26 protein-coding genes are annotated in these 20,883 nt (G+C 32.6%); all 26 read left to right on the forward strand.

The window, feature by feature from the left end:
* The first annotated feature begins 10 nt into the window (after nucleotides 1-10).
* The 26 genes from ACP7BT_RS01200 to ACP7BT_RS01325 all read left to right on the forward strand — a co-directional run bounded on the left by ACP7BT_RS01200 (nucleotide 11) and on the right by ACP7BT_RS01325 (nucleotide 20,863).
* Entirely contained in the window at nucleotides 11-271 is a 261-nt protein-coding gene (locus tag ACP7BT_RS01200; protein WP_002483121.1) for an IreB family regulatory phosphoprotein, read from the forward strand.
* A gap of 3 nt (nucleotides 272-274) precedes the next feature.
* Nucleotides 275-703 (forward strand): Holliday junction resolvase RuvX, encoded by a 429-nt coding sequence (ruvX, locus tag ACP7BT_RS01205; protein WP_011302969.1) that lies wholly within the window; start codon nucleotides 275-277, stop codon nucleotides 701-703.
* 16 nt (nucleotides 704-719) lie between these two features.
* A complete protein-coding gene (locus tag ACP7BT_RS01210) occupies nucleotides 720-1,052 on the forward strand; it encodes a DUF1292 domain-containing protein (RefSeq protein ID WP_002483123.1) in 333 nt (110 codons plus the stop codon).
* A 569-nt stretch (nucleotides 1,053-1,621) separates the two neighbouring features.
* Entirely contained in the window at nucleotides 1,622-2,263 is a 642-nt protein-coding gene (locus tag ACP7BT_RS01215; RefSeq protein ID WP_002483124.1) for an O-methyltransferase, read from the forward strand.
* Nucleotides 2,260-3,183, forward strand: coding sequence for a peptidase U32 family protein (locus ACP7BT_RS01220; protein ID WP_002483125.1), 924 nt, complete (start codon nucleotides 2,260-2,262; stop codon nucleotides 3,181-3,183). Before ACP7BT_RS01215 ends, ACP7BT_RS01220 begins: the two co-directional genes overlap by 4 nt.
* A 13-nt stretch (nucleotides 3,184-3,196) precedes the next feature.
* Nucleotides 3,197-4,465 (forward strand): peptidase U32 family protein, encoded by a 1,269-nt coding sequence (locus tag ACP7BT_RS01225; protein WP_011302971.1) that lies wholly within the window; start codon nucleotides 3,197-3,199, stop codon nucleotides 4,463-4,465.
* Nucleotides 4,465-5,088, forward strand: a complete 624-nt coding sequence (udk, locus tag ACP7BT_RS01230) for a uridine kinase (RefSeq protein WP_011302972.1) — start codon at nucleotides 4,465-4,467, stop codon at nucleotides 5,086-5,088. The genes ACP7BT_RS01225 and udk overlap by 1 nt, the downstream gene beginning before the upstream one ends.
* 27 nt (nucleotides 5,089-5,115) lie before the next feature.
* Entirely contained in the window at nucleotides 5,116-5,592 is a 477-nt protein-coding gene (gene greA, locus ACP7BT_RS01235; protein WP_002483128.1) for a transcription elongation factor GreA, read from the forward strand.
* Nucleotides 5,593-5,886: 294 nt separating this feature from the next.
* Entirely contained in the window at nucleotides 5,887-6,621 is a 735-nt protein-coding gene (pxpB, locus tag ACP7BT_RS01240; protein WP_075339786.1) for a 5-oxoprolinase subunit PxpB, read from the forward strand.
* Nucleotides 6,611-7,618, forward strand: coding sequence for a biotin-dependent carboxyltransferase family protein (locus tag ACP7BT_RS01245; RefSeq protein ID WP_041080577.1), 1,008 nt, complete (start codon nucleotides 6,611-6,613; stop codon nucleotides 7,616-7,618). The genes pxpB and ACP7BT_RS01245 overlap by 11 nt, the downstream gene beginning before the upstream one ends.
* Nucleotides 7,618-8,064 carry an acetyl-CoA carboxylase biotin carboxyl carrier protein gene (locus tag ACP7BT_RS01250; protein WP_041080579.1) on the forward strand — a complete coding sequence of 149 codons (447 nt, stop codon included), beginning with the start codon at nucleotides 7,618-7,620 and terminating at the stop codon, nucleotides 8,062-8,064. Before ACP7BT_RS01245 ends, ACP7BT_RS01250 begins: the two co-directional genes overlap by 1 nt.
* 22 nt (nucleotides 8,065-8,086) lie before the next feature.
* Nucleotides 8,087-9,445 carry an acetyl-CoA carboxylase biotin carboxylase subunit gene (locus ACP7BT_RS01255; protein ID WP_041080580.1) on the forward strand — a complete coding sequence of 453 codons (1,359 nt, stop codon included), beginning with the start codon at nucleotides 8,087-8,089 and terminating at the stop codon, nucleotides 9,443-9,445.
* Nucleotides 9,446-10,204, forward strand: coding sequence for a 5-oxoprolinase subunit PxpA (pxpA, locus tag ACP7BT_RS01260; protein ID WP_041080581.1), 759 nt, complete (start codon nucleotides 9,446-9,448; stop codon nucleotides 10,202-10,204).
* A 3-nt stretch (nucleotides 10,205-10,207) separates the two neighbouring features.
* On the forward strand, nucleotides 10,208-11,440 hold the full coding sequence (locus ACP7BT_RS01265) for an NRAMP family divalent metal transporter (protein WP_041080582.1): 1,233 nt from the start codon (nucleotides 10,208-10,210) through the stop codon (nucleotides 11,438-11,440).
* A gap of 226 nt (nucleotides 11,441-11,666) precedes the next feature.
* Nucleotides 11,667-12,353: a 5'-methylthioadenosine/S-adenosylhomocysteine nucleosidase gene (mtnN, locus tag ACP7BT_RS01270; RefSeq protein WP_002483135.1), complete on the forward strand. Its 687-nt coding sequence runs from the start codon at nucleotides 11,667-11,669 to the stop codon at nucleotides 12,351-12,353.
* A 16-nt stretch (nucleotides 12,354-12,369) separates the two neighbouring features.
* The gene (locus ACP7BT_RS01275; RefSeq protein ID WP_041080583.1) at nucleotides 12,370-12,897 is read left to right on the forward strand and encodes a YqeG family HAD IIIA-type phosphatase; all 528 of its coding nucleotides are present in this window, start codon (nucleotides 12,370-12,372) and stop codon (nucleotides 12,895-12,897) included.
* A complete protein-coding gene (gene yqeH, locus ACP7BT_RS01280) occupies nucleotides 12,898-14,004 on the forward strand; it encodes a ribosome biogenesis GTPase YqeH (protein WP_041080584.1) in 1,107 nt (368 codons plus the stop codon).
* Between the two features lie 12 nt (nucleotides 14,005-14,016).
* Complete coding sequence (gene aroE, locus ACP7BT_RS01285; RefSeq protein ID WP_041080585.1) at nucleotides 14,017-14,814, forward strand: shikimate dehydrogenase; 798 nt, start codon at nucleotides 14,017-14,019, stop codon at nucleotides 14,812-14,814.
* A gap of 14 nt (nucleotides 14,815-14,828) precedes the next feature.
* Entirely contained in the window at nucleotides 14,829-15,119 is a 291-nt protein-coding gene (gene yhbY, locus ACP7BT_RS01290; RefSeq protein ID WP_002483139.1) for a ribosome assembly RNA-binding protein YhbY, read from the forward strand.
* Nucleotides 15,119-15,691, forward strand: a complete 573-nt coding sequence (gene nadD, locus ACP7BT_RS01295) for a nicotinate (nicotinamide) nucleotide adenylyltransferase (RefSeq protein WP_041080586.1) — start codon at nucleotides 15,119-15,121, stop codon at nucleotides 15,689-15,691. The genes yhbY and nadD overlap by 1 nt, the downstream gene beginning before the upstream one ends.
* The gene (yqeK, locus tag ACP7BT_RS01300) at nucleotides 15,681-16,265 is read left to right on the forward strand and encodes a bis(5'-nucleosyl)-tetraphosphatase (symmetrical) YqeK (RefSeq protein ID WP_041080588.1); all 585 of its coding nucleotides are present in this window, start codon (nucleotides 15,681-15,683) and stop codon (nucleotides 16,263-16,265) included. The genes nadD and yqeK overlap by 11 nt, the downstream gene beginning before the upstream one ends.
* Nucleotides 16,266-16,619 carry a ribosome silencing factor gene (rsfS, locus tag ACP7BT_RS01305; protein WP_011302986.1) on the forward strand — a complete coding sequence of 118 codons (354 nt, stop codon included), beginning with the start codon at nucleotides 16,266-16,268 and terminating at the stop codon, nucleotides 16,617-16,619.
* A 2-nt stretch (nucleotides 16,620-16,621) separates the two neighbouring features.
* On the forward strand, nucleotides 16,622-17,338 hold the full coding sequence (locus tag ACP7BT_RS01310) for a class I SAM-dependent DNA methyltransferase (RefSeq protein ID WP_002483143.1): 717 nt from the start codon (nucleotides 16,622-16,624) through the stop codon (nucleotides 17,336-17,338).
* 47 nt (nucleotides 17,339-17,385) lie between these two features.
* Entirely contained in the window at nucleotides 17,386-18,108 is a 723-nt protein-coding gene (locus ACP7BT_RS01315; protein WP_037538367.1) for a helix-hairpin-helix domain-containing protein, read from the forward strand.
* 80 nt (nucleotides 18,109-18,188) lie between these two features.
* Nucleotides 18,189-18,650 (forward strand): ComE operon protein 2, encoded by a 462-nt coding sequence (locus tag ACP7BT_RS01320; protein ID WP_002483145.1) that lies wholly within the window; start codon nucleotides 18,189-18,191, stop codon nucleotides 18,648-18,650.
* Nucleotides 18,651-18,781: 131 nt separating this feature from the next.
* Nucleotides 18,782-20,863 (forward strand): DNA internalization-related competence protein ComEC/Rec2, encoded by a 2,082-nt coding sequence (locus ACP7BT_RS01325; protein ID WP_041080590.1) that lies wholly within the window; start codon nucleotides 18,782-18,784, stop codon nucleotides 20,861-20,863.
* The last annotated feature ends 20 nt before the right edge of the window (nucleotides 20,864-20,883 follow it).

Below are 20,883 nucleotides of genomic sequence, written 5' to 3' on the forward strand. Positions count from 1 at the left end.
TGTAAGAACAATGGAAAATTTTGATAAAACAATGAAATTTAATTATGATGAAATTCCAAAAGAAGATGTCAAAACAGTATTACAAAATGTCTATCATACCTTAGAAGAAAGAGGATATAATCCTGTGAACCAAATTGTTGGTTACTTATTATCAGGAGATCCTGCGTATATTCCACGCAATAACGAAGCTAGAAATCAAATTCGTCGTATTGATCGCGATGATATCATGGAAGAATTAGTTTCAAACTATTTGCAAGAGAAATCGAATTAGTTTATGTTAAAGCATAAAATTATAGGATTAGATGTAGGAAGTAAGACTGTTGGCATTGCAATAAGTGATCTGATGGGTTGGACAGCCCAAGGATTAGACACACTCCGTATAGACGAAGAGAACAATGAATTAGGTATTGAAGCATTAGTAAAAATTATAAAAAGAGATAACGTTGGTACTGTAGTTATTGGATTACCAAAAAACATGAACAATTCTATTGGATTTCGAGGCGAGGCTTCGTTACAATACAAGGAGCAACTTCAAGAAGCACTGCCATCATTAGAAATAATTATGTGGGATGAACGTCTAAGCACTATGGCTGCGGAGCGTTCATTACTTGAAGCGGATGTTTCTAGACAGAAACGAAAAAAAGTAATAGATAAAATGGCAGCAGTATTTATATTGCAAGGCTATTTAGACTCATTACAATAAAAAGGAGCTTTTAATAATGACAGAGCATAACCATGATTCTCAATTAGAAATTAACAATGAAGAGGAATTACTTACATTATATGATGAAGAAGGTAATGAAGTCTTATATCGTAAAGTATTAGAATTTTTCCACCCAGAATTCAAAAAAGAATACGTTATTCTTGCTGAAGAAGGTGCAGAATCAGATGATGACGATTTAATTGAATTGGTGCCTATGATTAATGAGCCAGATGAAAATGGTGAAGGTGGCAAATTCTTACCAGTGGAAACTGACGAAGAATGGGATATGATTGAAGAAGTCGTTAATACAGAAATGGATGATCATGACCACGATCATGACCACGAATAATTAAAAAATCGTTCTTTAAATATAAGTCACTATGAAGTAAACCATACTGGAAAAGCAGTATGGTTTTTTTCTGTAAATAAACGAATAAAAATCGAATGATTAATGATAATTATATATTTAAGAGTTAACTAACTACGGAATTTATGCTTATATTATCGGGGTGTTTATGGTAAAATATATAAAGTTAAATTCAAACACATACGATTTTGAAATTGCATTTATTAATAATGGAATAGACCATATAAATGTTATATGTAAATATATTTTTCATCTTTACTAAAATTAAACTAGCACGAGCACCAATGACTAGTGTGATTGATAGTCTGTGCGGTAACTGATTAAGTTGAAAATACAATGATAATAGATGTTAAAGCATAATTTCTAAAGAAAATATGATGGTCATACATAAAATGACGCATTCTAGCGCAAATCTATAAGTATTTTGAGTTTTTAATTGGCCATTTTTGCCGGGATGGGGCAAGGAACCTTATGTGCAAAAGGCTTCTATACTACTCCCTATTTTATTGTTAAAACTTATGTATTATATTATAACGAAGGAAGTTTTGAAAATGGATAATAATCAATCCTATTTATTAAATTTACATAAACAAACCGATGAAACGATAGAGTCTTTGAGACCATATGCAGAAGCGAATAACGTCCCTATTGTAGACAGACTTACTTTAGAAATGATTAAGCAATTGATTAGGCTGCATAAACCACAAAATATTTTAGAAATTGGTACAGCGATTGGCTATAGTGCAATGCAATTTGCATCTGTATCTAAAGATGTACATATTACGACAATTGAACGTGATTCAGATATGCAACAGCAAGCAAAAGAAAATATTAGGAAATACGATTTTTCAAATCAAGTGACATTGGTTGAGGGTGACGCGTTAGAGCAATTTCATAATGTCGAACAAGAAAGTTTCGATATGATATTTATTGATGCTGCTAAAGCACAGTCTAAGAAATTCTTTGAATTATATACACCTTTATTAAAAGAAGGTGGCGTAGTTATTACGGATAATGTACTCTATCATGGCTTTGTTTCTGATATTTCAGTTGTGCGGACTCGCAATGTGCGCCAAATGGTTAAAAAGGTGATTGAATATAACGAATGGCTTATGAATAACGAAGCTTATACGACTAACTTTTTAAATATTGATGATGGATTAGCCATTTCAATTAAAGGAGAATCTAAATGACAGAATTATTAGTGACACCCAAATCGGTTAAACATATCGAAACATTAATTGAAAAAGGTGCTGATGCCTTTGTCATTGGCGAGCAAAAATTTGGTTTGAGATTATCAGGAGAATTTGATAAAGCAGCAATGATTGAAGCAGTGGATATGATTCATCGTAATGGTAAAAAGGCATATGCTGCAGTAAATGGTATATTCCATAACTATCATTTAAGTGCAGTTGAAGCTTATATTGATTTTCTTCATGAAATAAAAGTTGATCGAATTATCTTTGGAGACCCAGCTGTTGTTATGTATGTTAAACAACACACAGATCCAATTCCTTTACATTGGGATGCAGAAGCACTGGTGACTAATTATTTTCAATGTAATTATTGGGGAGCAAAAGGAGCTGCACGTGCACAACTTGCTAGAGAATTGAGTTTGGACGAAATCCTTAATATCAAAGCCCATGCGAATGTTGAAATTGAAGTTCAAGTTCATGGTATGACTTGCATGTTCCAATCTAAGCGTATGTTGTTAGGTAATTATTACACTTTCCAAGAACGTCAAATGAAGATCTCCCGTAACGATGAAACGAATGATTTATTATTATATGACGAAGAACGTGATAATAAATACCCAGTTTATGAAGATTATAATGGAACACATATTATGTCACCAAACGATATTTGCTTAATAGAAGAATTGGAACCATTACTTGAAGCGGGTATAGATTCACTGAAAATAGACGGCATCTTACAGTCAGAAAGTTATATCAATGTTTGTACTGAACAATACAGAGAAGCAATAGATCTGTATAATGAGGACCCAGATGCATATGAAGATGAAAAATTCATGCTTGTCGATCCAATAGAAGCAATACAACCGGAACATCGCCCGTTTGACGAAGGCTTCTTATATAAACAAACAGTATACTAATGGAGGTTAACTCGTGAAAATTTTAGAAGAAATTAATGTTCAAAACAAACCTAAAATGAAAAAGCCTGAACTTCTTGCACCTGCTGGTAATTTAGAGAAACTTAAAATAGCTATACATTATGGTGCAGATGCTGTTTTTCTCGGTGGACAAGAATATGGTTTGAGATCTAATGCAGATAACTTTACAATGCCAGAAATCCAAGAGGGTGTTGCATTTGCAAAGCGTTATGGTGCTAAAATATACGTAACCACTAATATAATTGCTCATGATGAAAATATAGACGGCTTAGACACCTATTTACGCGATTTAGCATTAACAGGTGCAACTGGTATTATCGTTGCTGATCCGCTTATAATTGAAACTTGTAAAAAAGTAGCGCCAGAATTGGAAATCCACCTTTCAACACAGCAATCACTTTCTAATTACAAAGCAGTTGAGTTTTGGAAAGAAGAAGGTTTAGATAGGGTTGTTTTAGCACGTGAGACAGGTGCTATGGAAATGAAAGAGATGAAAGAAAAAGTTGATATTGAAATTGAATCTTTTATACATGGTGCAATGTGTATTGCTTATTCAGGAAGATGTACATTAAGTAATCATATGACTGCGCGTGACTCAAATCGTGGTGGGTGTTGTCAAAGTTGTCGATGGGATTATGATTTATTACATATTGAATCTGATGGGGAATTAGATTTATATTATGGTGATCATGAGGTTGCACCTTTTGCAATGAGCCCTAAAGATTTGAAATTAATAGAATCGATTCCCAATATGATGGATATTGGTGTAGATTCTTTAAAAATTGAAGGACGCATGAAATCCATACATTATATTGCGACAGTAGTCTCAATTTATAGAAAAGTTATAGACGCATATGCAAGTGATCCAGAGAACTTTAAGATTAAGCCAGAATGGTTGATTGAACTAGACAAATGCGCTAATAGAGATACTGCATCTGCATTTATAGAAGGTACACCAGGTTATGAAGAGCAAATGTTTGGTCAACAAAATAAGAAAAATTCTGCTTATGATTTCTGTGGGTTAGTGTTAGATTATGATAAAGCGACTAAAATTGCTACAGTACAACAACGCAATAAATTTGAACCTGGACAGGAAATTGAATTTTTTGGACCAGAAATTGATACTTTTCGACAAGTTGTGGAAACAATTTATGATGAAGAGGGAAATGAACTTGATGCTGCACGCCATCCGTTGCAGATAGTTCAAATTAAAGTCGATCATCCAATTTATGCGAATAACATGATGAGAAAGGAAATTGGATAATGAAAAGTACAACAATAATAGGCATTGCCGGTGGTTCAGGATCGGGGAAAACATCCGTTACAAACGAAATAATGAAAAATTTAGAAGGTCATAGTGTTGCACTATTGGCTCAAGACTATTATTATAAAGACCAATCACATTTAACTTTTGATGAACGTTTAGAAACCAATTACGATCATCCATTTGCATTTGATAATGATTTATTAATTGACAATTTGAATGACTTGAGGAATGGTAAGCAGGTTGAAGTGCCAACATATGACTACTCAAATCATACGAGAAGTAAGGAAACGATTGCATTTGAGCCAAAAGATGTTATCATCGTAGAAGGTATATTTGCACTTGAAAACAAAACATTAAGAGATTTAATGGATGTCAAAATTTATGTTGATACAGATGCTGATCTGCGCATATTAAGACGTCTGCTTCGTGATACCGAAGAAAGAGGACGTACAATGGAATCTGTTATTAATCAATATCTGAATGTAGTTCGGCCTATGCATAATCAATTCATAGAACCAACTAAGAGATACGCAGATATTATCATACCAGAAGGCGGAAGTAATAAAGTAGCTATCGATATAATGACGACGAAGATTCAAACTTTAGTTAGTAAACAATAGTATTTATAAGTAAAGGAAGATGACATAATGGAAAACCAAAAGCAATATCCAATGACGCAAGAAGGTTTTGAGAAATTAGAACATGAGCTTGAAGAATTAAAAACTGTTAAACGACCTGAAGTCGTTGAAAAAATTAAAATTGCCCGTTCTTTTGGTGACTTATCAGAGAACTCAGAGTATGATGCGGCAAAAGATGAACAAGGTTTTATTGAGCAAGATATCCAACGTGTAGAAAACATGTTACGTAATGCACTTATTATCGAAGATACAGGTAATAATAACGAAGTACAATTAGGTAAAACAGTTACGATTGTTGAATTACCTGGTGAAGAAGAAGAAGAATATCAAATTGTTGGTTCTGCAGAGTCAGACGCATTTAAAGGTAAAATTTCTAACGAATCACCTATGGCCAAAAGTTTAATTGGCAAAAAATTAGACGATGAAGTACGTGTTCCACTACCAAATGGTGGAGAAATAAATGTTAAAATCGTAAATATCAAATAAGTTTTAGTGCAAATCCCCCCACACATGTTAAATGTCTGGGGGGATTTTACACTTTGCTAAAATATTTCTATACTTGCAGACTATATTCTGATAAATTGATAACAATTATAAAATTATTTAGGCTATCTATATTGATTCTTTTCATATAAGCCGAATTCATTATTTATTATAATCTATGATAATTATTTGCTATTAAACAGAAATTTATAATAAATGATATAATAGAAATGTTGAATGTACAACTTAGTTTGTTTTTATAATAAGTTGTGATAATTAACAAAGGGGGCAACGTTTCTGGAATATAAAATCATTAATGAACAAACCATCATGATTTATTTTGATGAACAGATTGATCCTGATACTTTTAAAGAAGTACAGCGAATAGAACAGTATATTAAGGATCAAAGTAATAAAGCTATTTTAGAAATAATACCTTCGTATCGCGCAATTATGTTGACTATCGATATCACTCAAAGCGATGCGACAGAAATCATAAACAGCTTGGACTTAGGCAATGTTGATGTTGATGCAGGACTGACATCAAACTCACAATCTAAAATTTTACATATACCCGTATACTATGGTGGTGACCGTGGCCCAGACATAGAAACAGTCGCGAAACATAATCAATTAACTTCAGAAGAAGTTATTAAATTACATACTGAAAATACCTACCTAATATATATGCTGGGCTTTATGCCAGGTTTCCCATTTTTAGGAGGGTTAAATAAACAATTACATACACCCAGAAGAGAGGAACCGAGGACAAGTATTCCTGCGGGTTCTGTTGGTATTGCAAATAACCAAACAGGATTATATCCAAAATCTTCTCCAGGTGGTTGGCAAATTATCGGACAAACACCTATACAAGTGTTTGATATAAATCGAGATCCAATGTGTTTATACAACTCAGGAGATTATATTAAGTTTTATGCTATTAATGAACAAACCTTAAATCAGATTGAAGAGGAACAAAAAAGTAATCAATTTGATATTGAAAAGTGGGTGACAGTAAGTAATGAGTATTAAAATATTAACGCCCGGTTTGTTTAGTACAATCCAAGACAAAGGGCGAATTGGTTATCAAAATCAAGGGTTTTCAACAGCTGGTGCATTAGACATCTATGCGTATAGACTTGCACAAACATTAATTAATAATGAAGGATCTGCAATAGAAGTTACAATTATCGGCCCGTCCATTCAATTTTTAGCAGATAATACCTTTGTTATAACAGGTGCTCAGTTTGACGCTACTATTAATGATGAACCTATATCTCATCAAACGGTTATTAAAGCACAAAAAGGCGATATATTAAAGTTAAATTCAGCGTTACATGGTGCCAGAGGATACATAGCTTTTGGACAACCTATCAATGTACCTTTGATAGCTAATAGTTATGCCACACACACCCGTAGTCAAATTGGCGGCTATAAAGGACGAGCTTTAAAAAAAGGTGATGTATTGACTATTCAACAAAACGATCACTATTTATCTCAGATAGGTATAAGTGCGCGTATTGAAAATGAAAACGATGAACAACACACGATTCATATTATAGAAGGGCCACAAATAGAGCAGTTTTCAGAAGAAGTAAAAGCAAAATTAACATCTGAATCGTTTAAAATTTCAGAAAAATCTGACCGTATGGGATTCCGCTTACAAGGCGAAAATATTGCGCCAACCAATTCTGCAGATATCATTTCAGAACCAGTAGCACTTGGTAGTATTCAAGTGCCTAACGATGGTAATCCCATTATCTTACTGAATGATAAGCAAACTGTGGGAGGCTATACTAAAATTGCAACAGTTTGTGCAGCTGATTTATCGATACTGGCACAAAAACAGCCAGGTGAAACCATACGATTCCAATGGATATCAGTCGAAGATGCAATCAAGACACTAAAGCAAAAAGAAAAATGTTTTTCTGAAAAAAGAAAAGAAATAATAAAAAATCCAATTTTTAAAATAAAACAACTTCGACCAACAGCGTCACGAATCAAAAATTTATTAAAAGGGGAATTATAATGAATTTTGAAAAAATAGAACAGTTAATTAAATTAGTTAAAGAGAACGACGTTAAAAAATTTAAATATAAAGACTATGAAAACGAAATCGAACTTGATTTTACTGAGAATGATGCAAATCATATTACATCAAACCAAGCAGAAAAAAATGATAGTAATAAAATAGATAATGCTAAAAATGAAGAGAATGATTCAACAAATGAGCATACATATCAACAAATTAAATCTCAAATGGTAGGCACATTTTTCTTACAAGACGAAAAAGAGTTAACAAACCCTATTATACAAGTGGGTGACGAAATTAAAAAAGGAGATACAGTCGGATATATTGAAGCGATGAAAGTGCTTAATGAAGTAACAAGCGATGTTTCAGGCGTTGTAGAAGAAATTTTAGTTGAGCACGGTTCGAGCGTAGAATACAATCAACTGATTGTTAACGTAAAATAAGTCAAATAAAGGGGTGTTTGCATTGTATCGTTGTCTGATAGCAAATAGAGGAGAAATTGCTGTACGTATTATAAGAGCGTGCAGAGAACTAAATATTGAAACTGTTGCAATCTATGCGATAGGTGATGAATCAAGTTTGCATGTAAGTTTAGCAGATCAAGCTGTTTGTATAGGTGAGGCAAATCCAATTGAAAGTTATTTAAACCAAGACAGAATTATTAGCGCAGCCAAAATAACACAAGCTAACGCGATTCATCCAGGGTACGGCTTTTTATCGGAGAGTGCATCGTTTGCCCAAAAAGTTGAAGAGAACGAGATTTATTTTATTGGTCCTACTAAGACAACTATGGAAATGATGGGGGATAAAATCACTGCTAGACAAACAGTTGATAATGTCGGTGTTCCTATTATTCCGGGTTCTACAAGTGATGTTGATTCGATAAGTGAAGTGAAATCTATTGCTCAAGATACTGGTTATCCACTTGTGTTAAAAGCAGCGAGTGGTGGTGGCGGTAAAGGTATACGTATTGTCAAAGAAGAAGCGTCACTCGAAAAAGCTTTTAAAGAAGCTAAAAGTGAGGGTAAAAAGTATTTTGATGATGACCGTATTTATGTTGAAGCTTTCATCCCTATTGCAAAACATGTGGAAGTTCAAGTTATCGGTGATGGCAAAAATAATTTTATTCACTTAGGTGAAAGAGATTGTTCTGTACAAAGGAAAAATCAAAAGTTAATTGAAGAATCACCATGCGCTGCAATTTCTGAGTCGATGCGAGAAGCAATGTGTAATGATGCTGTTAAAGTGGCGCGTGCATCTCATTATCGCAGTGCAGGCACCATTGAATATTTAGTTACGGATGATGCGTATTACTTTATAGAAATGAATGCACGCATCCAAGTTGAACACACAGTAACAGAGATGAGAGCAAACAGAGACTTATTACAAGCACAATTGTATCTCATGCAACATAATGAACTACCATTCACACAAGAAGACATTACTTTTGATGGTCATGTCATTGAGGCAAGAATCAATGCAGAAAATCCAGAGAAACAATTTCAACCTACACCAGGCACTGTAGAAGCTTTACATCTGCCACAGGGCTTTAATATACGTGTTGATAGTTTGTTATATCACGGATATAAAGTTTCACCATATTATGATTCATTAGTTGCAAAGGTGATTGTGAAGTCTTCCACTAGACAACTTGCTATTAATAAATTAAAAGTAACACTTGATGAAATGGTCATCGATGGTTTTACGACAACTGCTGATTTTCTGTATGCTGTATTATCTTATCCTGAATATGCTGATGGTGATGCAAGCCAAGTAGACATTAAATTTTTAGATAGACATCAAATTTTAAAGGAGGAAGTATAAATGAAAGTAGATTTGAATTGTGATTTAGGAGAAGCGTTTGGTAACTATTCATTTGGTAGTGACAATCAAATTATTCCTTTAATAACATCAGCAAATATTGCATGTGGCTTTCATGCTGGCGATCAACATGTGATGAACGATACCATTAAACTTGCAAAAGACAACGGTATAGGTATCGGCGCACACCCAGGACTTCCTGATTTACAAGGCTTTGGCAGAAGAAATATGGATTTATCTCCTGCAGAAGTTTATGATATTGTTGTTTATCAATTAGGTGCATTGAATGGTTTTTGTAGAATTCATGACGTTAAGATTAATCATGTTAAACCGCATGGTGCACTTTATCAAATGGGAGCAAGAGATAAAGTTATTGCGCATGCTATTGCAAAAGCAGTTTATGACTTTGATCCGACTTTAATCTATGTGGGACTTTCTAATACTTTATTAATTTCAGAAGCACAGGCTTTAGGATTGTCCACAGCTTCTGAGGTTTTTGCCGACAGACGTTATGAAGACGATGGACAGTTAGTAAGCAGAAAAGAAGCTGATGCATTGATTACCAATACAGATGAAGCGATTAAACAAGTGATAAATATGGTTAAATTTCAAAAAGTAATTACAAAAAATAACAATACAATAGATATTAAAGCAGATACTATTTGTGTGCACGGCGATGGGGCACATGCAATTGAATTTGTAACACAAATTAGAGAACAATTAACGAAAGAAGGCATTTCAATTACAAGGCTAGGGGGCTAAGCAATGGGAGAAAAATTAAGGTCAAGCGAGAAAGATTTCCAGTTTACTAAAAATCACAAAAGGTTATTATTAGGTTCTGTGTTTTTAATGGCAACATCCGCGATAGGACCAGCATTTTTAACACAAACTGCTGTATTTACAGCACAATTTACATCTAGTTTTGCATTTGCAATTTTACTATCTATATTAATTGATATTGGTGCACAGATTAATATTTGGCGTGTACTCGTTGTTACAGGTAAACGTGGACAAGAAGTAGCTAATGAGATTTTTAATGGACTGGGTACATTTATATCAATCCTCATTGCAGTTGGTGGTCTAGCTTTTAATATTGGTAACATAGCCGGTGCTGGATTAGGTTTGAATGCGATATTTGGGTTAGATGTTAAAATAGGTGCAGCAATTACTGCTGTTCTTTCAATTGCAATATTTATTAGTAAAAGTGGACAAAAGATAATGGACGTCGTAACAATGTTTTTAGGTGTATTGATGATTATCGTTGTCGCTTTTGTTATGTTTAAAGCCAATCCACCCTATGCTGAGGCTGCAAAACATTTAGTGATGCCAGAGCAACCACTAGCGCTTGTTTTACCAATTATCACATTAGTTGGTGGTACGGTTGGCGGATACATTACTTTTGCTGGCGCACATAGAATATTAGATTCTGGAATTAAAGGTAAAGATTATTTACCATTTGTAAATAAGGCTGCGATTTCAGGTATATTAACAACTGGTGTACTAAGAACATTATTATTCTTAGCTGTATTAGGTGTAGTAGTAACGGGCGTTACATTGAATGCTGATAATCCACCTGCTTCTGTATTTGAACATGTGTTAGGGCCTATAGGACGAAATATTTTCGGTATTGTACTATTTGCGGCTGCAATGTCTTCAGTTATTGGCTCTGCATATACAAGTGCAACATTCTTAAAAACATTACATAAATCTGTTTATAATAAAACGAATATTATTGTAATTAGTTTCATTCTAGTGTCAACGTTAGTATTTTTATTCTTAGGCAAACCTGTCACGCTACTTATTGTAGCAGGTGCACTAAATGGTTTGATTTTACCTATTACATTAGGTACGATATTAATTGCTAGTAAACGTAAATCAATCGTAGGAGATTACAAACACCCGACATGGATGCTTTGGTTCGGGATTGTTGCAGTAGTCGTAACGATTGTAACTGGTATCTTCTCGCTTCAAGGTTTAACTGAATTATTTGGTAGCTAAATGAAAATAGATAATACCCTGACTTATGGTTACAATACATTAAGTTCAGGGTATTTTTCATGTTAAGTTTTTAAAACAAACGAATTTATGATAGTTAATATAATTAAAAAGTTTAAATAATTTCAATAATTATTATTTTATGCAAAAACATTGAACTATTATCGAGCTATGTGTTCAAATATGGTAGAATAACAGAGGCTAGGATTTTAAGATGAGGTGAAATATAATGATAGGTATTATAGGTGCTATGGAAGAAGAAGTAGCTATCTTAAAAGATAAAATTGTTAACTTAGAAATAATTAATGTTGCTCATGTTGTTTTTTATAAAGGGCGTTTACATGATAAAGAAGTTATCTTGACTCAAAGTGGTATTGGAAAAGTAAATGTTGCAATTTCTACTACTTTATTAATAAATCGTTTTCACCCAGATTTAATTATTAATACAGGTTCGGCGGGTGCATTAGACAAATCACTTGGTGTCGGAGATATTGTAGTAAGTGACATGGTAGCTTATCACGATGCAGATGCAAGAGCATTTGGTTATCAATTGGGTCAAATTCCTCAAATGCCTGCACAATTTGTTGCGGATAGCCATTTAATTGAATTAGCAAAAGAAGCAATAAATGATCAAAAATGGGTTGCTAAATCTGGTTTAATTGTAAGTGGAGATAGTTTTATTGGCACTGCAGAACAACGCGCAGATATCAAAACAAACTTTCCACAAGCCATGGCAGCAGAAATGGAAGCAACAGCGATTGCCCAGACATGTTATCAGTTTAACCTACCATTCATAATTACACGTGCTATTTCTGATTTAGCAGATGGTGATGCAGGTATAACATTCGAAGCATTCTTAGAAAAAGCAGCAATTGCTTCAAGTCAAATTGTTGATCGTTTAATTAAAACTATATAAAAAGGTGAAATAAAACATGGGTATGATAAAGCACTATTTTATGCCAAACGAATATGTACAATCTATTTTTCAAATTGATATAGAAAAACTCGCAAATTCAGGCGTAAAAGGTATAATTACAGATTTAGATAACACACTTGTAGGATGGGATGTAGCTGATCCAACAGAAGCAGTAAAAGAATGGTTCGATAGAGCAAAAGAACTCGGCATAACTGTAACAATTGTTTCAAATAACAACGAACAACGCGTAGGCAATTTTTCAAAATCATTAAATGTGGACTATATATTTAAAGCAAAAAAACCCAGAGGTCGCGCCTTTAATCAAGCATCTAAATTAATGAATTTGAATCCAGAAGAAATAGTTGTCATTGGAGACCAAATGCTAACAGATGTGTTTGGCGGAAATAGACGCGGATTATTCACAATTATGGTTGTCCCAGTGAAAAAAACAGATGGATTTATAACGAAGTTTAATCGCATGATTGAACGTAGATTACTACAGCATTTTAGAGAAAAAGGTTATATTAAATGGGAGGAAAATTGATTGGCAGAAACTGAGATATTAAAATGTATCGGTTGTGGCGCACCCTTACAATCTGAAGATTCAGATGCGCCTGGATATGTTCCAGAAAGTAGTCTTTATAAAGAAGACGTTATTTGTAAAAGATGTTTTAGGTTAAAAAATTACAACGAAGTGCAAGATGTAGGCTTGGATAGTGAAGATTTTTTAAATTTACTTAATGGCTTAGCAGACAAAAAAGGTATTGTTGTAAATGTTGTGGATGTTTTTGACTTTGAAGGATCTTTTATTAATGCAATCAAACGCATTGTTGGAAATAAACAAATCATTTTAGTAGGTAATAAACTAGACTTATTACCGAAACAAATTAATAAACGCCGTGTAAAAGAATGGTTGAAGAAAACAGCGAGAAAATACGGCTTAGATGCAGAAGATGTCATTTTAATTTCTGCTGAAAAAAATGAGGGTATCGAAGATTTATTGAATGCTATTAATACTTTGAGAAATAATGACGATGTCTATATTGTAGGGACTACAAATGTAGGTAAATCTACACTGATTAATAAATTGATAGAGCGCAGTGTGGGTGAAAAGAATGTAGTTACCACTTCTCGATTCCCTGGTACAACTTTAGATATGATTGATATACCACTTGATGACACTTCGTTCATGTATGATACACCTGGTGTGATTCAAGAACATCAAATGACGCATTACGTAACGGAAAAAGAATTAAAAACAATCATGCCTAAAAAAGAGGTTAAACAACGTGTATATCAATTAAATGAAGGACAAACATTATTTTTCGGTGGTTTAGCACGTATTGATTATATAAGTGGTGGTAAACGACCATTAGTATGTTATTTTTCAAATGATCTTAATATCCATAGAACTAAAACGGAAAATGCAAATAAATTGTGGCGTAATCAATTAGGGGATGTATTGTCGCCCCCTAATAACCCAGATCATTTTGATTTGCAAAATGTTAAAGCCGTACGCCTAGAAACAGGTAAAGAAAAGCGTGATGTTATGATTTCTGGATTAGGTTTTATTACCATTGATGAAGGTGCTAAAATCATTGTTCGTGTACCTAAAAATGTCGATGTCGTATTACGAAATTCTATAATGTAAGGCGGGTTTAATGTGAAGTACGCAGTGATAGGCAATCCTATTGATCACTCTTTATCACCAGTTATGCATAATGCAAATTTTGCAGCTTTAAATGATTTATCATCTTATGAAGCGATTAATATTAGAAACGAAGACTTTCATCGTATCAAAGATATAATTAATGACAAAGCACTTTCTGGATTTAACGTTACAATACCACATAAAGAGCGTATTATACCCTATCTGGATGAAATCGATGAACAATCAAAAACAGTTGGAGCAGTTAATACGGTGAAAATTGTGGACGGTAAATGGATTGGTTACAATACGGATGGTATTGGCTATGTAACAGGTTTAAGACAAGTATATCCAGATTTAGAAGATGCATATATATTAATTTTAGGCGCTGGTGGTGCGAGTAAAGGGCTCGCTAATGAACTAAAAAAATTCGTTAGACCCAAACTTACAGTAGCCAATAGATCTATGGATCGATTTGAAAGTTGGCAATTAGAAGTGAATAAAATTAGTTTACAAGAAGCTGAAGCAGCATTATCAGAATTTGATATTATTATCAATACAACGCCAGCAGGTATGAATCAAAATAAAGAGGTTATTATTAACCTTGATAATTTGGATAGTCACACGTTAGTGAGTGATATCGTTTATGTACCATTTAAGACACCTATTTTAGAAATTGCAGAAGCTAAAGGAAATCCTATTCATAATGGATTAGATATGTTCGTATACCAAGGTGCTGAAAGTTATAGAATTTGGACAGGTGAATTACCACAAATTCAAATAATGAAAGACACTGTTTTAAAATATTTATAAAAGGAGATTGAATTATGTTAACAGGTAAACAAAAAAGATTTTTACGAAGTAAAGCTCATAACGTAGATCCAACTTTTCAAATAGGGAAAGCTGGTATTAATGACAATATGGTAGCGCAAATACAAGATATTCTAGAAAATAGAGAGTTAATTAAAATACATGTATTGCAAAACAACTTTGAAGATAAAAATGACTTAGCACAATCATTAAGTGATGCAACACGTAGTGATATTGTACAAGTAATCGGGTCGATGATTGTACTTTACAAAGAATCACAAGATAATAAACAAATTCAGTTACCATAATGGCTAAATCGATTGTCTTATATGGTGGGCAATTTAACCCGATTCATATCGCCCACATGGTCGTAGCTAGTGAAGTTAACGCATTTATAAAACCGGACGTATTTTATTTTATACCTAGTTTTATATCTCCGCTAAAAGAACATACAGATTATTTGGAAGGTCGATATAGAGTTGATATGATTCAATCTGTTATAGATGATCTGGGTTTTGGTCGTATCTGTTTAAATGAAATAGAAAGACGAGGACAAAGTTATACCTATGATACAGTGATGTATATTTTAGATAAGCATCCTGATGCAAAACTTTATCTTGTGATAGGGACAGACCAATATAATCAACTGCATAAGTGGTATAAGATTAATGAATTAAAATCGTACATTACTTTTGTAATCGTCAATAGAGATAAAACGACACAAGAAGTCGAATCAGATATGCTATCGATAACAATTCCACGTATTGATATAAGCTCAACATTAATTAGAAAAAGAGTGAAGAATAAAGAGAATATTCAAGCACTCGTTTCTCCAAGTGTTGAACAATATATCCGAGAGGAAGGATTATATGAAAGTTAATGAAGCAATAGAAATTGTCAAAGAGAAATTGCCTGAAAAGCGGTTTAACCATTCATTAAGAGTGGCTGAAACTGCGGTTAAATTAGCAGATATTTATGATGGTGATAAAGATAAAGCAGAACTTGCGGGTGTATTACACGATTATTCTAAATATGATGATTTAGGAACGATGTATCAAGTTGTTACGCAACATGATTTAGATAGCAATTTATTAAGTTATGGTTCGGAAATTTTACACGGACCTGTTTGTGCGGTTATTATGAAAGAGAAGTATGGTATCGATGATGAAGAAGTATTATTAGCGATAAAAAACCATACGACAGGTCGTGCTCAAATGACAAAAACAGAGAAACTTGTCTTTATTGCAGACTATATAGAACCTGGGCGTCAAACCCCAGGCGTTGAAGAAATTAGAGATTTAGCATACAATAAAGGTAGCTTAGATAAAACAATATATGAAATATCTAAGCGTACCGTTTTATATTTAATTAATAAAGATATTAATGTCTATGACGCGACGATTGCATGCTTGAATTATTACAATTACAGTGACGAAAGAGTAAAGGATGATTAAATGAAATCAGATCAATTATTAAAATTAGCTGTGGAAGCAACTGAGAATAAAAAAGCAGAAGATATTATTTCTTTAAATATGCAAGGTATTAGTGATATGACAGACTATTTTGTGGTTTGCCACGGAAATAATGAAAAACAAGTTCAGTCTATCGCACGTGCAGTCAAAGATGCAGCTAATGAAGCGGAAATTGAAGTTAAACGAATGGAAGGCTTTAATGATGCGAGATGGATCCTTATTGATTTGGCAAATGTAGTCGTACACGTATTCCATAAAGATGAAAGAGATTATTATAATATTGAAAAACTATATAGAGATGCACCTCTTGAATCATACAGACAGGCTGTTTATTAAAAATGGCACAATATGAAGAAATGAGCTTGTTTTATGATCAGCTAACCTTAGATCAACCGTATGAAGATTGGCTAAGCATTGTTAATCATTTTGCAGGTAAAAAGCATTCTATTTTAGATATTGGTTGTGGAACCGGTAGTTTAACATCGCTGTTCACTGAATTTGAGCAAGTGACAGGAATGGATCTTAGTGTTGATATGTTAGCCATAGCTGCTCAAAAATCTAATGTTGTTAATTGGATTGAAGCAGATATGACTGATTTTGAGCTTGAACAACATTTTGATGTCATTACAATATTTTGTGATTCTTTGAATTATTTACCTGAAAGAGAAAATGTTTCAGATACATTTAAAAATGTTTATCGACATTTATCTCAAGATGGTGTTTTTATGTTTGATGTTCACACAGCTTATAAAATGAATACATTGTTTAATAATCAAAGTTATATTGACGAATCCGAAGATGTTTTCTTAGGGTGGGAAGCTGTCCAAGGCGAAGAACCTCTGAGTGTTTGGCACGATATGTCGTTTTTTATTAAACAAGATAGTACGCATTATACTAGGTTTGATGAATCACATTATCAGCAAACTTATACTGAAAATGAATATACAGCGATGTTAAAAGAAGTAGGTTTTAACCATATACAGACTTTTGTTGACTTTGACATAAACAATCACACTGAAAATGGTTATAGATTATTTTTCATAGCTAAAAAATAAAAGTAAAATCACTCCCTTATACGTGTTAAGTATAAAGGAGTGATTTTTTGCAATTAGACTGGTCAAAATGGAAAGTAATTTTTGAGAAAAATAAATTAGTAATCATAGTTGGATGCGCGTTAGTACTATTGCTTGCTATTTGTTGTTATAAATTTTTAAATGTCAGCAATACAGATGACAACAGCAATGCAAACTTAAGTACAAATGATGATTCCACATTAATTAATGAACAAAATACCAATAGTAAAACAATTGCTACTAATAATGATAATGCAAAATCAGTAAAAAATGATAAAAAGGGTAGCTTTATTTTTGTTGATATTAAAGGTGCTGTACAGCATCCTGATATTTATAAGATGAAAGATACGGATAGGGTTAAGCAATTAGTGGACAAAGCAATTTTATTAAAAGATGCTGATCTTTCAAGTGTGAATTTAGCTGAAAAATTACAAGATCAGAAAGTCATTTATATTCCGAAAATTGGTGACAAAGATCAAAAAGACATTAATATGAATCATTTTGCTTTAAAGAATAACCACACAGAAGATAGTAAAAAAGGTAATAGTACAATAAACTCAGAACAAATAAATATTAATGATGCAACAGAATCTCAGTTATTAACGATAAATGGGATTGGACCGACTAAAGCTAAGGCTATTATAGAATATAGACAACAACATGGCCCTTTTGAGTCTGTAGAGCAATTAAAAGACGTAAAAGGTATTGGAGCTAAGACTTTAGAAAAAATCGGTTCAAAGCTGACTATATAACTTTTAGTTGCATTATGGTTCAATTCAAATTAATCTATAATTAATCAAAAAATATAATACATATATGGAGGTAAATCATCATGGATCGTATCAAATGGGAAGAATACTTTATGGCTCAAAGTCATCTTTTGGCTTTGCGTTCTACGTGTGAACGTTTGTCAGTTGGTGCTACTATAGTGAAAGATAATAGAATCATTGCAGGGGGCTATAACGGTTCGGTTTCAGGTGAAGTTCATTGTATTGATGAAGGGTGTTTATTAGAGGATGGCCATTGTATCAGAACAATACACGCTGAGATGAACGCTTTACTTCAATGTGCTAAACAAGGTGTTTCTACAGATGGCGCTACAATCTATGTTACTCATTTCCCTTGTTTGAACTGTACAAAATCAATCATACAATCTGGTATTGATACAATATATTATGCCGAAGATTATCATAACCATACATATGCATTGGAGTTATTGAAACAAGCAGGTATTGAGTATAAAAAAATTTCATTTGATCAAGAGCATGTAGCACAATACTTATTAAATAAATAGCCACGGTTTATTATGGCATAGCATATTTAGTTGGCATTCTTTGGCTACATCTCAAATTTCTTTCAATACTTCTTTTTATATTCCTTATATTTTTACTTAAAATAAAGCAGTTCAAATGGCAGCAAGTTATTATGATTATAATTGTTCCTTTTATAGCTTTTGGATTATTTTATAGGTATTATCATCAAACGTTAGAATTTCAAAATGATATGTTAAGTAAATCTTTAATTGCTAATGCAAAATTTATCACTAAACCTGTCATTAGCGACAATACTCTAAGTGGTAAACTCCAAATTGATAGCGATTATTATCAATATTATTTTAAGCCGAACAGTAAAGTTAAATCTTCGGATTCGTCTGAATTATACCGACGCGATTGTAAAATCCATGGTGCTTTTAAATATAATGGGGAAGGAATAAGTAGAAAATTATATATCAATATAAAAAGCGTCGATTTATCAAGTTGTAAGTCAATATCAATGGGTTGGATGTCTCTGGTCGATTTACATAAGCAATATATTTATAAGCGTCTTGTTACAGAACACAACGATGATCCAGGTAAAATAATTGCATTGATTACGGGAGATACTTCCAGGATAAAAGACCACCAATTAGATCAAATTAGAGAAATTGGTATTTATCATTTACTAGCAATAAGTGGGACACATATCACAGCTTTAGTTAGTATTATTTTTTATACTTTGACTAAAGTCAGATGTCCCTTATTTTTGATAAAAGCTATTATTTTTATTTTGTTACCCATTTATACTATTTACACTGGTATGGCTCCAAGTGCTATTCGTGCAGTGTTAGTTGCGCTTATTCTTCTATTACTTCCGAAAAAGTTGTACAAACATTCTATGAATGTTCTTTTTGGTGTTTTTATTTTAATCACACTAATTTCTCCACAATTAATATATAATATTGGATTTCAGTTTTCATTTTTTATAACTTTTTGTATTCTTTTTGCACTCCCGATTTTAAAAGACGCTAATATCGCCAAAAGCATGATTTTTGTCAGTGTTATAGCACAACTTTCATCTTCCATTATTAGTGCAGCCCATTTTAATCAAATCCAATGGATAGGTATCTTAGCTAATTTATTCTTTGTTCCGTTTTACACATTTATTTTATTTCCTGCCTCGTTAATTTATTTTGCTTCGCTTCATTTTCCTATTAAAGTTACAATTTTTACAAAATGCCTAAATATATTGCTCTTGATTCATGATTACTTTGTTTCTATTTTTATGAAATTCTCTACTTTAAAATGGTTCACCCCCGAATTATCTTCATTTTTTATTGCGATTGCTGTGTTTCTTATCATTGTTGCACTTATTTTATTCGTTCATAAGCATTATTTTCTTTTTTTATTGATTCTAATAAGCATATTTTTCATTTTAACCATTTTACCGAAATCAAATGATTACAGATTAACTATGTTAAACGTGAACCAAGGAGATGCTATATTATTTGAAACGGATAAACAGGAATCTATGCTTATAGATACTGGGGGTGTATTGATTAAAAAAAGTATGAAAGACAACCACATGCTATCAAAACGAAAGATTCTGCCCACTTTAAAAAAGCATGGTTTACCTAAAATTAATTATTTGATTATTACACACCCACATGTTGATCATATGGGAGAATTAAGCTATCTAATAGGAAAATATCAAATAGATCATATAATAATAAATGCAAATAGCTTTAGCTTAGAACAATTAAAAGCGCTAACGTTACAATGTAAAAAACATAAGGTTAAATTATTAGATTTTAAAACTTTTAATCATATCGTACTTAGCAAAGCAGATATTCGTTTATTAGATGCTACAATACAAAATTCAGACGATCTAAATGAACATTCTATTATTACCTACATACAATATAATAAATATAAAATGTTATTTATGGGCGATGCTTCAAAACATAATGAATCTCTTTTACTTAATAAGTACAAACTTAATAATTTGGATGTATTAAAAGTAGGTCATCATGGAAGTAAAACAAGTTCTAGTTCTAACTTTGTCAATATAATGCATCCTAAAATCAGCTTAATTTCAGTTGGACAAAATAATATATATAAATTACCTAGTACCGAAGTTATTACTAGATTGAAAGCAATAGGATCTAAAATATATATGACGAGTCTCTCTGGGGAAGTTACAATTACTTTATCAAATTCGATACAAATTAAATCACAATTTGGTAAATGATTTGGGTAGAGAGAACAAAT

The organism is Staphylococcus sp. Y174-1 (assembly GCF_049897865.1).
GTDB lineage: Bacteria > Bacillota > Bacilli > Staphylococcales > Staphylococcaceae > Staphylococcus > Staphylococcus saprophyticus.

What these genes read in the sequence shown, in the direction of transcription:
- yqeK (WP_041080588.1), top strand. Translation starts at nt 15,681, where the DNA reads ATGAAAGTTAATGAAGCAATAGAAATTGTCAAAGAGAAATTGCCTGAA.
- ACP7BT_RS01320 (WP_002483145.1), top strand. Translation starts at nt 18,189, where the DNA reads ATGGATCGTATCAAATGGGAAGAATACTTTATGGCTCAAAGTCATCTT.
- ACP7BT_RS01310 (WP_002483143.1), top strand. Translation starts at nt 16,622, where the DNA reads ATGGCACAATATGAAGAAATGAGCTTGTTTTATGATCAGCTAACCTTA.
- nadD (WP_041080586.1), top strand. Translation starts at nt 15,119, where the DNA reads ATGGCTAAATCGATTGTCTTATATGGTGGGCAATTTAACCCGATTCAT.
- ACP7BT_RS01250 (WP_041080579.1), top strand. Translation starts at nt 7,618, where the DNA reads ATGAATTTTGAAAAAATAGAACAGTTAATTAAATTAGTTAAAGAGAAC.
- greA (WP_002483128.1), top strand. Translation starts at nt 5,116, where the DNA reads ATGGAAAACCAAAAGCAATATCCAATGACGCAAGAAGGTTTTGAGAAA.
- ruvX (WP_011302969.1), top strand. Translation starts at nt 275, where the DNA reads ATGTTAAAGCATAAAATTATAGGATTAGATGTAGGAAGTAAGACTGTT.
- ACP7BT_RS01200 (WP_002483121.1), top strand. Translation starts at nt 11, where the DNA reads ATGGAAAATTTTGATAAAACAATGAAATTTAATTATGATGAAATTCCA.
- pxpA (WP_041080581.1), top strand. Translation starts at nt 9,446, where the DNA reads ATGAAAGTAGATTTGAATTGTGATTTAGGAGAAGCGTTTGGTAACTAT.
- ACP7BT_RS01325 (WP_041080590.1), top strand. Translation starts at nt 18,782, where the DNA reads ATGATTATAATTGTTCCTTTTATAGCTTTTGGATTATTTTATAGGTAT.
- ACP7BT_RS01215 (WP_002483124.1), top strand. Translation starts at nt 1,622, where the DNA reads ATGGATAATAATCAATCCTATTTATTAAATTTACATAAACAAACCGAT.
- ACP7BT_RS01210 (WP_002483123.1), top strand. Translation starts at nt 720, where the DNA reads ATGACAGAGCATAACCATGATTCTCAATTAGAAATTAACAATGAAGAG.
- ACP7BT_RS01275 (WP_041080583.1), top strand. Translation starts at nt 12,370, where the DNA reads ATGGGTATGATAAAGCACTATTTTATGCCAAACGAATATGTACAATCT.
- ACP7BT_RS01220 (WP_002483125.1), top strand. Translation starts at nt 2,260, where the DNA reads ATGACAGAATTATTAGTGACACCCAAATCGGTTAAACATATCGAAACA.
- udk (WP_011302972.1), top strand. Translation starts at nt 4,465, where the DNA reads ATGAAAAGTACAACAATAATAGGCATTGCCGGTGGTTCAGGATCGGGG.
- ACP7BT_RS01245 (WP_041080577.1), top strand. Translation starts at nt 6,611, where the DNA reads ATGAGTATTAAAATATTAACGCCCGGTTTGTTTAGTACAATCCAAGAC.
- ACP7BT_RS01265 (WP_041080582.1), top strand. Translation starts at nt 10,208, where the DNA reads ATGGGAGAAAAATTAAGGTCAAGCGAGAAAGATTTCCAGTTTACTAAA.
- rsfS (WP_011302986.1), top strand. Translation starts at nt 16,266, where the DNA reads ATGAAATCAGATCAATTATTAAAATTAGCTGTGGAAGCAACTGAGAAT.
- yhbY (WP_002483139.1), top strand. Translation starts at nt 14,829, where the DNA reads ATGTTAACAGGTAAACAAAAAAGATTTTTACGAAGTAAAGCTCATAAC.
- mtnN (WP_002483135.1), top strand. Translation starts at nt 11,667, where the DNA reads ATGATAGGTATTATAGGTGCTATGGAAGAAGAAGTAGCTATCTTAAAA.